The sequence below is a fragment of the Solemya velesiana gill symbiont genome (assembly GCF_002020805.1).
Taxonomy (GTDB): Bacteria; Pseudomonadota; Gammaproteobacteria; order Chromatiales; family Chromatiaceae; genus Sedimenticola_A.
Window position 1 is genome coordinate 1 of sequence record NZ_MPRJ01000091.1, and the last position, 10365, is coordinate 10365.

Below are 10365 nucleotides of genomic sequence, written 5' to 3' on the forward strand. Positions count from 1 at the left end.
GGCGGATCTTTTCAAGATTCGAAAAACTGGATGTGATGTTCACCTTCTTTATCCTGGCTTCACTCATCTCAGACACGGTGATTAACGTGAACAGGCCCTTGCAGGACCGGATCGACATTATACTGTCCACACCACACAGTTATGCCCCTTCACGCAATGACGTAAAACGCCTTTTCGAAGAGTTCTGAAACAACAGGGCCATGATATTTAGGTAAATAACAAAAACCTTACCAGGTGTCCGAGGCCCCCTGGCATTGGTCATCTTGGTTGCATCCGGGGAGAGCACGAAAATACACATATATATGAATATCGTGCCGAGCGGCTTTGTATGGTCAAATCTGCCAATCAATGGCTGGATCTGACATCGTTAACCGGATATCTTTTGAAACCGTCGTGAGGCATGGCTCCAATGTTTTATCACTACGAGATGTGTCAGCATCGTATAATCCCCTTTCCACTAAATTCATCAGGCACCGAGCTGGAGCCAGGAACCATTCTCGAGGGGGCTATTCTGCCCCGTAAGTCTTGAACGATATACCCGCCTGGTGCAGGATCAATGGTCAAAAGTGTTGGAAACCCGGATCAAAGATGACGAGTGTATTGCGGTCATCAAAGTGGAGCAGAAGTAGAGCCTATGCTGGAAATTGACGAGAGCAGCCAGGAGCGGCTGCAGGCTACCCAAAAGGTCACCGTTATCGGTGCCGCGCTAAACTTTCTGCTGGCCATTGGCAAAACATTGTTTGGCTTTATTGCCCAGTCCCATGCATTGATAGCCGATGGCATCCACTCACTTTCCGATCTGCTCTCCGATGCCCTGGTCTACTTCGCCGCCAAGCACGCGCACCAGGCCCCCGATTCCGATCACCCCTACGGCCACGGTCGATTCGAAACGGCGGCCACCATGGGACTCGGTATTATTCTACTGCTGGTCGCGGTGGGCATCGGCTGGGATGCGGCGCACAGGCTGTTCGAACCGGATGAGCTTCTGCAGCCAACGACCCTGGCGATCTATGTCGCCATTCTTTCGGTGGCGGTAAAGGAGCTGCTCTACCATTACACGATGCATGTCGCCAAGCGCATCAACTCGGAGATGCTGCGTGCCAATGCCTGGCACCACCGTTCGGATTCAGTCTCCTCCGTGGTGGTGGTGGTAGGCGTTGGCGGTACGTTGGCCGGTCTGCCCTACCTCGATGCCATTGCCGCCATCGGCGTCGGCCTGATGATTGCCCACGTCGGTTGGGAGATCGGCTGGCCTGCATTCCAGGAACTGGTGGATGCAGGGCTTGAAGAGGAGCGTGTTGCACTCATACGCAAAACCATTTTCGACGTGGGCGGTGTCCAGGAGATTCACATGTTGCGTACCCGCAAGATGGGTGGACAGGCCTCGGTTGATGTTCACGTGCTGGTGGATCCCTGGCTCAGCGTTTCCGAGGGGCACATGATCAGCCAGATGGTGATGGAGCGGCTGATGGAGGAGATTGAAGAGGTGGTGGATGTCACCGTGCACATCGATCCAGAGGACGACGAGGTGGCCGCCCCGAGCAAAGGCCTGCCGCTGAGAAACCGTGCCGAGGAGGATTTAGATAGCTGTTGGGCCGATATCGAACAGGCCGGCCGGCGCCAGCGGACTATCCTTCACTACCTGGATGGCAAGGTGGACGTGGATGTCTATTTCGACTATGCCGATTATCAGGACCCGCAACAGGCAAAGGCGCTACAGGAAGCCTTGCAGTCGGCCCTGGGGAGAAAGCCGGAATTCGGGACCATCAAGGTTTTTTTTGGCAGAACGCACTAATACAGTGCTCCATGCAATAAAAGCGCACCAATATTGCGCGCATAGTTTTTTGAGAGGTTGCTCCCCTCGGTCATAAGTCCCTGGCTACAGGTATCCATGAGCCTGAAGCATTAATTTTTCCTGGACATTAACCTATTGATATTCCATGTATTTTATAAATACTCGAATTATCCCTTAATAAAGGGGAGAATTAACGATTCACCCTTGGGGAGCAGGTTTTCTGCCTGTGGCATGGTTTCTGCTATAGGCAGTGCAGAGTTTTTTCTCGACACCTGTGCAAACTGGTGCATTTTTTTCGATTTTGAAATGCTGCCGACGGTAGCCAAACAAATACATTGAGCTGGAGAACATCATGGCCTCTAAAGTCCTGAAGATGATCAAAGACAACGAAGTGAAGTTTGTCGACTTTCGCTTCACCGATACCCGCGGTAAGGAACAGCACGTTTCCGTACCTTCCACAATGATCAGCGAAGACGACTTCACTGAAGGCAAGATGTTCGATGGCTCCTCCATCGCAGGCTGGAAGGGTATCAATGAGTCCGACATGATCCTGATGCCCGATCCCAACACCGCTGTTCTGGATCCCTTCTCCGACGAAGTGACCCTGAATGTCACCTGCGACATTCTCGAGCCCTCCACCATGGAAGGTTACGAGCGTGATCCCCGCTCCGTCGCCAAGCGCGCCGAGGCCTACCTGCAGTCCACCGGTATCGCCGACACCGCTTTCTTCGGCCCCGAGCCCGAGTTCTTCGTTCTGGACGACGTTCGCTGGAGCGCCGACATGAGCGGCTGCATGGTGAAGATCGACTCCGAAGAGGCCGATTGGAACTCTGAGCGCGTCTACGAAGACGGCAACATCGGTCACCGTCCCACCGTCAAGGGCGGCTACTTCCCCGTTCCTCCGGTTGACTCCCTGCACGACATCCGTGGCGCCATGTGCCTGGCCATGGAAGAGATGGGTGTACCTGCAGAAGTGCACCATCACGAGGTTGCCACCGCCGGCCAGTGTGAGATCGGCACCAAGTTCAGCACCCTGGTAGAGCGTGCCGACTGGGTTCAGATCCAGAAGTATGTGACCTGGAATGTCGCTCACGCCTACGGCAAGACCGCAACCTTCATGCCCAAACCCATCGTTGGTGACAACGGTTCCGGCATGCACGTTCACCAGTCCCTGGCCAAAGACGGCGAGAACATCTTCGCTGGCAACCAGTACGGCGGCCTGTCCGAAACCGCGCTCTACTACATCGGCGGTATCATCAAGCACGCCCGTGCCCTGAACGCTTTCACCAACAGCTCCACCAACTCCTACAAGCGTCTGGTGCCCGGCTTCGAAGCGCCTGTTATGCTGGCCTACTCCGCCCGTAACCGTTCCGCTTCCATCCGTATCCCCTACGTGACCAACCCCAAGGGTCGTCGCGTCGAGGTACGTTTCCCCGATCCCACCGCCAACCCCTACCTCGCCTTCTCCGCCATGATGATGGCCGGTGTCGACGGTATCCTGAACAAGATCCACCCAGGCGAAGCCATGGACAAGGATCTCTACGACCTGCCTGCTGAAGAAGCGGCCAGCATCCCCACCGTGTGCCACAGCCTGGACCAGGCCCTGGAAGCGCTGGATGCAGACCGTGAGTTCCTCACCGCCGGCGGCGTCTTCACCGACGACCTGATCGATGGCTTCATCGATCTGAAGATGGAAGAGGTCACCCGCATGCGTATGACCACCCATCCGGTGGAATTCGACATGTACTACAGCCTGTAAGTCACGGCTGAATACATGCTGATAAAAGCGCCCTTAGGGGCGCTTTTTTTACCCTGCGGTTCTGTTTCTGTGGGAAAGCCGCCCCAGCCCGATAGCAGCAGTGAAATCAAGCACCGAATCTGAAACAGGCCCCTCTCGCCGCGTGGTCGCGGCTCCCACAATAGGGATGGGTTAGCAATTGCCTACCAACCTCAGCTATTTATGTGGGAGGGCCGCCCTCGGCCCGATTACGGCAGTACAATAAAACACTGAACCTGAAACAGGCTCTATTTGCCGCTCGGTCGAAGGTGCTACGTTCATCGGCAAACAAGGCTATCAAGTCGGGTATTGCTTGTGGCGATCACATGGCTGGACTATGCTCAGCTATATGAAAAAAGCGGCCCTGTTACTTCTTTTGCTGTTACCTTTTTCACTCTACTCTGCTGTCTACAAGTGGGTGGGGCCAGACGGTAGTGTTCATTATTCAGACGTGCCCCAGAAAGGATCTGAAGAGATCGAACTACCTGAGCCCACCATCTACCAGCCCAGGCTTCCAGGCAACGGCAAAGTTCCGGGAGTCGAGCCGGAAGCTGTCTTTAGTGGTTATAGCAAGCTGGCTATCACAAGCCCAAAAAATGAACAGGTGATTCGGTCAAACGAAGGGAAGGTTAACGTGACCCTGGAACTGTTGCCTGAACTACAGCAGGGCCACAAGTTCAGGGTCTATCTCGACGGCAAGGAGATCTCATCCGCCTTGACCACAACGCAGCTCGTATTACAGAACGTCGAGCGTGGCGGGCACACCCTCTCCGCTTTGGTCGTGGACAAGGAGAGCAAGGAACGCATCCGGTCCAACTATGTACGATTCTATCTGCAAAAAGAGTCCGAGCTGGAAGGTGAGCTGGAGCCGCTGGAATCGGAATTTACAGAGAAGGACCAAAAAGAAGACGCTTCTCATTATGAGCCCCAAACCCCTGTGCAAAAGGGAGAAGACAGGGATGAGTACAAAGGGGATGATCCATTGCCCAAAGGGCAGGAACAGCCGGGGTATGAAGGCCCTGCCGAGTTGCCCAAGAAACAGGAACAACCTGGGTATAAAGGCCCTGTTGAGTTGCCCGAGGGCCAGGAGCAACCGGAATACCGTGGAGCGCCAAAGCCGCCACCCAACAGCGTAAATCCGGGGTACCAGCCGGTGCCCAAACAAAAAATCAGTCCGGCCTATACACCGCCAACCTCTGGTTACAAAACCAACTGACATCAACTGATCCGGAGTGAAGAGGTATTCACGCACTATAATGGTGCATAGAGGAGCTCGCTTTTGATCTCACACCCCTGTTTCTCTGTTACCGAAACCCAGTAACTGCGCAGTTTTGGGGGACTATGCCTTATTTAAGGGAACTGGTTCGGTTTTTGCATTTCCTAGCTCAATGATTAAAGACGCCACACCACTCAATGCCATCAGCCAGCGCATTCTCGACAATCTGAATAGCGCAGTACTGCTCTTCGACAATGATTTCAGGCTGCAGTACATGAACCCCGCGGCTGAAATGCTGTTTGCCGTGAGCAATCGCCATATGGTGGGCCTGGATGCAGGTCAGCTGCTCCACTGTCCTGGAGACCTGGTGGAGAGCAATCTCAACAGGGCGGTGGAACTGGGACGCCCTTTTACCGAAAGGGAGCTCAGCATCCCCCTGTCTGACAGGCGCAGCGCTACCGTCGACTGCACAGTGATACCCCTTTATGAAAGGGAAGGTAAAGGGGGCGTTCTGGTGGAGCTCCAGCAGATCGACAGGCAGCTGCGAATCAGCCGGGAAGAGCATCTGTTGTCCCAGCACCAGGCTGCCCGCGATCTGATTCGTGGACTGGCCCATGAGATCAAGAATCCCCTGGGGGGATTGCGCGGTGCGGCTCAGCTCCTCGAGGGTGAGTTGGAAGCCCCCTCGCTGAGCGAATACACCCAGGTCATCATCGACGAGGCGGATCGCCTGCAGACACTGGTGGATCAGATGCTGGGGCCCAATAAGCTGCCCCGTCATGCCGAGGTCAATATACATACTGTCCTGGAGCGGGTGCGAAGCCTGGTTATTGCAGAGTTCGGGGATCAGATCCTGGTTGAGCGGGATTACGATCCCAGCATTCCAGATCTCTACCTCGACAACGACCGTATCATCCAGGCGCTTCTGAACATTGTACGCAACGCCGCCAGGGCTGTTGGCGAGCAGGGCGATGGCAATATCACCCTGCGCACCCGCATTCTGCGCCAGTTCACTATCGGCAATATCCGCCACCGCCTGGTTGCCGAGATCAGTGTAGAGGACAACGGACCGGGGATACCCGGCAAGATCAGGGAAAAACTTTTCTATCCAATGGTGACCGCCAGTGAAGGCGGGATGGGGTTGGGCCTGTCTATTGCCCAGTCGCTTATCAATCAACACGGAGGTCTCATCGAGTGCCGCAGTGAACCGGGATGCACGGTGTTCAATGTGCTGTTACCGGTGGAGAATCCAAATGCCAAGAAGTAACAGTGTCTGGGTCATCGATGATGACCGCTCCATACGATGGGTCCTAGAAAAAGCCTTGCAGAAGGCGGGTATGGAGGTCACCTGCTTCTCCAGCGCCGAGGGTGTTCTGGAGTCCCTGGCAAAGGAGCAGCCGGATGTGGTGATCTCGGATGTCCGGATGCCGGGCATGGATGGGCTCTCACTCTTGACCAAAATCCAGGAGACCTACCCTGAATTGCTCGTCATCATCATGACAGCACACTCTGACCTGGACAGCGCCGTTGCGGCTTTTCACGGTGGCGCGTTCGAATATCTGCCCAAACCCTTTGACTTGGGGGAGGCGGTAGAGCAGGTCAGCCGTGCCTGCCGAAACAGAGCGGGTACGGGAACGGGTCGAGGTGAAACAGAGGCCGGAAGCCTCGAGATTATCGGTGAAGCACCTGCCATGCAGGAGGTGTTCCGTGCCATCGGCCGATTGGCCCGCTCCAAGATCACCGTGCTCATCAACGGCGAGTCGGGGACAGGTAAAGAGCTGGTGGCCCATGCATTACACAAGCACAGTCCACGGGCAGACCAGCCTTTCATCCCCTTGAACATGGCGGCAATACCAAAGGATCTGATGGAGTCGGAACTTTTCGGACACGAGCGGGGCGCCTTTACCGGTGCCCAGAACCGCCGTGTCGGCCGATTCGAACAGGCTGATGGCGGGACGCTGTTCCTGGATGAGATCGGCGATATGCCAGCGGAACTCCAGACCCGCTTGTTGCGGGTGCTGGCCGACGGTGAGTTCTACCGTGTTGGCGGCCACGAGCCGGTCAAGGTGGATGTGCGCATCATAGCTGCTACCCATCAAAACCTGGAGGAACTGGTGAAAGAGGGCTGGTTTCGCGAAGACCTCTTTCACCGGCTGAATGTCATCCGGATACACATACCGTCCCTTCGGGAACGCCGGGAGGATATCGGCCTTTTGATGCGCTATTTTCTCCAGAAGGCCGCCACGGAGCTGGACGTGGAGGCAAAGACGCTGCTGCCGGAGACCCTGGCGGAGCTGGAGCAGCTTGAGTGGCCGGGCAATGTCCGGCAGTTGGAGAACACGGCACGCTGGCTGACGGTGATGGCCTCAAGTCAGCAGATTCACCTGGAGGATCTGCCTCCGGAACTGCGGGAAACCGAGGCGCGGGAAACGGGAGACAGCGATTGGAAGGCTCTCCTGAGAAGCTGGGCCCGACATCGTATCCAGCAGGGCCAGAGTGCGATCCTGGACGAGGCAACCCCCACGTTTGAGAGCATCATGATCGATGTCGCCCTGGAGCATACGGGTGGGCGCCGGCAGGATGCGGCAAAGCTTCTGGGCTGGGGACGAAATACCCTGACGAGAAAGATAAAGGAACTGGGATTGGAAAAAGCGGAAGATGAGGTGAGTAGTTAGCGCTTACTGCCACTTCCAGGGCTGCATTACCAATATGACGATTCCTACCAATCCCACCAGCACGAACAGTTCTATCAACATGGTTTAACGCTCCCGAGTGTTGGCGCTTCAGTCGGTCCCTGCTCGCTGGGTTTCACGGATCCTCGCTTGAGATTCCGGGATGCCGCCCCGATATGGGCCAGTATAATCCTTACTCAATATTTCATTCTATGGGAGTTTCTGGATGGACAGTAGCAGTATCGATCTGCCCGGTTCCGAGGTTGAGAGCATCAAGATAGAGCAGGACACCGTGGTATTGCGTTTTTCCCGGGCCATTATCATCAAGACCATGACCGGTTCCGTGGAGCGCACCCGCTGGTGGCAGGCCGGCGAGTTGATCTTCGAAGGCGCTGAAGTGGAGGGCGATCTTCCCGATATGCCCGGAATCTGTGACGGCGGCGACGTGGGAGAGAATATCTACACCTACCGCGATATGATCCCGGTCCAACTTGAGAGCAGGGGTCGAGCGCACTGCGATCTGCGATTCAGGGACAGTGACAAAAAACTGGTTGTCCAGGCAGAAGCGGTCAAGTTGGTGATGGAGGACAGGCCTCACTACATCGAGCATATCCGCCCGGAGTGATATCGCCGCTACGCGTATCAATAGAACCCTATCACTCCAAACGAATCCCGGGCGCTGTCATATTATTACCGTCTGACTAGGCGCACCGGTTACCCGAAGAGAGATGGCCATAACACCCCCCTCAGCCCTGATTCTGGATATGGATGGCGTGCTCTATCACGGCGACAGTGCCATTGATGGTGCGATCGACTTCATGAGATCAGTGGAAAACCGCCCCCATCTCTTTCTGACCAACAATCCCATCAAGATCCCGGAGCAGGTGGCGGATAAACTGGAGCAGATCGGTTTTCGCCGGCCTGCCCTGGAGCAAGTACTCACATCCGCGGAAGCCACGGCACACTACCTGGCATCCAAAAAATCCGGATTTCTTTTTTTTGCCGTAGGGGCTGAGGGTTTGCACCAGGCCCTGTCGGAGACCGGTCGCCCCGATGCTGAAGATGCGGATTTCGTGGTGGTCGGGGAAGGACCGGGGCTGGACTTCGACAGCCTGACCTGCGGCATCAACCTTGTACTCAAAAAAGGGGCGAAACTGGTTTCCACCAATCCCGACAACAATGTGGATGCTACGCATAACGGCTCCCATAGCGTGTTACCCGGTGGTGGAGCGCTGGTTGCCCCTTTCATCGTGTCCACCGGGGTACAGCCAATAACCATCGGTAAGCCCCAGCCCTTGCTTTACGAGATGGCCATGAGCCGACTCGGCGTTACAGCAGAAGAGTGCCTGATGATCGGTGATCGGCCCGATACCGACATTGCTGGAGCGGCGGCACTCGGGATGCAAACAGCCCTGGTACGTACCGGTCGCTTTGCTCCTGGAGAAGACTGGCCGGCAGCCCTGCCCAGGCCGGACTGGGATGTATCCAGTCTTGGTGACCTGGTGCAAGCGTTTGAGCGTTCATTTCCTGGCTGGTTCAGCTAAACACTGGCAGCACTGGGTTGAATAAGCGGCCTGTCTGAAACCGGTAAGCTGTTTACCTCGCCATTCCCGACATGGGCACTTAAAAGATCATCAAGCCCATGAACTCGACCTTGTTGGCGTTCGTAATCCTGTCTAGTCTGATGTATGGGGCAAAAGTTATTTGTCGTTTTCGGTTTTAGGCGCGCCATGCTGTGATGGACAGATCCCTGATATGCGATGAAAGCAACCCGGCTTTTGATTCCATTGCCGGGCTTATCACTGCCAGAAGCGGCATTGTGATAGCCAGCAGAGAGAGGCAATGGCTCTGTCTCATTATCAAAGATCGCATTGGAAAAAATGGTCTTGATTCCATAGCTGATTATGATCGGCTACTGCAAGGTATCCGTCCCGATAACAGGGAATGGTTGGAGTTGCTCCATCAACTCATAATCGGTGAAACCTATTTTTTTCGCGACAGGGGCCAGACGGACCTGCTTAAAGATCATCTCCTGCCGCAATTGATTGACCGAAACAGGTTGCGTCGCGAACTGCGTATCTGGAGCGCCGGATGCTCAACCGGGGAAGAGCTTTATTCCATTGCCATTCTGCTTTCTCAGATCCTTCAAACCCCAGAGGATTGGCTCCTTCTCCTGCTTGGAACCAACATCAACCACCGGGCATTGGAAAAGGCTGAATCCGGAATATTTGGTGACTGGTCCTTTCGAAATACAGATCCATTGCTGAAGCAGCGTTACTTCAGGCGCAAGCACCGGTCCTAGCATATCGTAAACGATATAAAGGAGATGGTCTCTTTTGCTCATCACAACATTGTGGCAGACGATTTCCCGGATCGAGGAAGCATGCTGCACGATATGGACCTGATCATCTGCAGGAATGTCTTCATCTATTTTTCACGTAAAACCACCGGCGTGTTGTTGCCCGAGTTTGCCGGGACCCTCAGAAAAGACGGCTACCTGTTGACCGGGCATAATGAGTTGCAGGGACAAACGGTTGAGGGGCTGCAAATAAAAGGGCTCCCCGGTTCGTTTGTACATCAACGTACCTCTGAACCGGAGATAAGAAAACCTGTAACCCGACCTGCAATCACTCAGCCTGTGTACACAAAAAACCGGGCCTAAGCAAAGACGTCATAGCACAGCCCAGAAGCAAAACTGTGACGGAAAAGCCTGAAACAGAAGTATCGATATTCGAAAAGGCTGACAGGTTGTTCCAGAACAGAAGTTATTCCGAAGCAATCAGCCTGCTTCAGGTAATAAATAAAAATGATGCCGACTATTTCGATGCTCAACATTTATTAAGTCGGGCATTGGCTAACCTGGGGCGATACAACGAGGCTAGTGGGTCACGCGTAAAGTTAACAA

Annotated in this window: 9 protein-coding genes and 1 pseudogene; all 10 read left to right on the forward strand. The window is 54.8% G+C overall.

Going from position 1 to position 10365, the window contains the following annotated elements; genetic code table 11:
* On the forward strand, positions 1-188 hold a 188-nt coding region (locus tag BOW53_RS12850), incomplete at its 5' end, for a hypothetical protein (RefSeq protein ID WP_172838883.1).
* Positions 189-634: 446 nt separating this feature from the next.
* Entirely contained in the window at positions 635-1795 is a 1161-nt protein-coding gene (locus tag BOW53_RS11350) for a cation diffusion facilitator family transporter (RefSeq protein WP_078488099.1), read from the forward strand.
* Between the two features lie 352 nt (positions 1796-2147).
* Positions 2148-3554 carry a glutamate--ammonia ligase gene (gene glnA, locus BOW53_RS11355; RefSeq protein ID WP_078488100.1) on the forward strand — a complete coding sequence of 469 codons (1407 nt, stop codon included), beginning with the start codon at positions 2148-2150 and terminating at the stop codon, positions 3552-3554.
* Positions 3555-3921: 367 nt separating this feature from the next.
* Positions 3922-4788, forward strand: a complete 867-nt coding sequence (locus tag BOW53_RS11360) for a DUF4124 domain-containing protein (protein WP_172838884.1) — start codon at positions 3922-3924, stop codon at positions 4786-4788.
* A 172-nt stretch (positions 4789-4960) separates the two neighbouring features.
* Positions 4961-6055, forward strand: a complete 1095-nt coding sequence (gene glnL / locus BOW53_RS11365) for a nitrogen regulation protein NR(II) (protein ID WP_078488102.1) — start codon at positions 4961-4963, stop codon at positions 6053-6055.
* A complete protein-coding gene (gene ntrC, locus BOW53_RS11370) occupies positions 6042-7463 on the forward strand; it encodes a nitrogen regulation protein NR(I) (RefSeq protein ID WP_078488103.1) in 1422 nt (473 codons plus the stop codon). Before glnL ends, ntrC begins: the two co-directional genes overlap by 14 nt.
* A 223-nt stretch (positions 7464-7686) precedes the next feature.
* Positions 7687-8085: a hypothetical protein gene (locus tag BOW53_RS11375; RefSeq protein ID WP_078488104.1), complete on the forward strand. Its 399-nt coding sequence runs from the start codon at positions 7687-7689 to the stop codon at positions 8083-8085.
* Positions 8086-8188: 103 nt separating this feature from the next.
* The gene (locus BOW53_RS11380; RefSeq protein WP_078488105.1) at positions 8189-9004 is read left to right on the forward strand and encodes an HAD-IIA family hydrolase; all 816 of its coding nucleotides are present in this window, start codon (positions 8189-8191) and stop codon (positions 9002-9004) included.
* A 194-nt stretch (positions 9005-9198) separates the two neighbouring features.
* A pseudogene (locus tag BOW53_RS13415) lies at positions 9199-10122 on the forward strand (CheR family methyltransferase).
* A 35-nt stretch (positions 10123-10157) separates the two neighbouring features.
* Positions 10158-10365, forward strand: a 208-nt coding sequence (locus tag BOW53_RS12950; protein WP_216641105.1) for a tetratricopeptide repeat protein, incomplete at its 3' end; no start/stop codon positions are given.

Excerpts from the sequence above, each read along its gene's own strand:
- BOW53_RS11350 (WP_078488099.1), top strand. The coding sequence starts at position 635 with ATGCTGGAAATTGACGAGAGCAGCCAGGAGCGGCTGCAGGCTACCCAA.
- BOW53_RS11360 (WP_172838884.1), top strand. The coding sequence starts at position 3,922 with ATGAAAAAAGCGGCCCTGTTACTTCTTTTGCTGTTACCTTTTTCACTC.
- glnL (WP_078488102.1), top strand. The coding sequence starts at position 4,961 with ATGATTAAAGACGCCACACCACTCAATGCCATCAGCCAGCGCATTCTC.
- ntrC (WP_078488103.1), top strand. The coding sequence starts at position 6,042 with ATGCCAAGAAGTAACAGTGTCTGGGTCATCGATGATGACCGCTCCATA.
- glnA (WP_078488100.1), top strand. The coding sequence starts at position 2,148 with ATGGCCTCTAAAGTCCTGAAGATGATCAAAGACAACGAAGTGAAGTTT.
- BOW53_RS11380 (WP_078488105.1), top strand. The coding sequence starts at position 8,189 with ATGGCCATAACACCCCCCTCAGCCCTGATTCTGGATATGGATGGCGTG.
- BOW53_RS11375 (WP_078488104.1), top strand. The coding sequence starts at position 7,687 with ATGGACAGTAGCAGTATCGATCTGCCCGGTTCCGAGGTTGAGAGCATC.